This is a genomic window from Nocardia higoensis NBRC 100133, assembly GCF_000308595.1.
GTDB classification, from domain to species: domain Bacteria; phylum Actinomycetota; class Actinomycetes; order Mycobacteriales; family Mycobacteriaceae; genus Nocardia; species Nocardia higoensis.
This window is the reverse complement of the sequence record NZ_BAGA01000001.1, coordinates 1-521: the sequence shown is the minus strand read 5'-3', so window position 1 is coordinate 521 and position 521 is coordinate 1. Positions and strand designations below refer to the sequence as shown.

Sequence of the window (521 nt, the reverse complement as noted above, 5' to 3'; positions counted from 1 at the left end):
GCGACCCCGGCCGAGCCGCCGCCGCCCGCCAAGTCGCACAAGCTGCGCTGGGTGCTGCTGGCCGTCGGCCTGATCGCCGCGGTGACCGTGGGTCTGCTGGTGGGCTACAAGATGATCCGCAACAACTACTACGTCGGCGCGGACGACGGCCAGGTGGTGATCCTGCGCGGCCTGCCCGGCTCGATCTTCGGGTACTCGATCCACGAGGTCCACACGGTGGGCTGCGTCGCCCCCGACGGCAAGCTGACCACGCTCGCCCCCGGTGAGCCGCTGCCCGCCGAATGTCGCAAGCTGCGCGTCGATGATCTCGCCCAGACCGGCCGGGACAAGGTCGAGGCGGGTCTGCCCCCCGGCTCGCTGGACAAGGCGCGGGAACAGATCAGCGTGCTGGCCCAGCAGGAACTGCTGCCGCCGTGCCGCACCGAACGCGCCGCGCCCGCCACCCCTACCCCCGCTCCCACGCCGGCGCCTGCTCAGCCGCAACCGGGCGCACCCGCGGGCGAACCGGTGCCCGGCGCTCC

General features: G+C 73.5%; 1 pseudogene. It reads left to right on the top strand.

Annotated features, from left to right (window positions below):
• Nucleotides 1-521: pseudogene (locus ON26_RS00005) on the top strand (serine/threonine protein phosphatase); the annotation flags it as partial.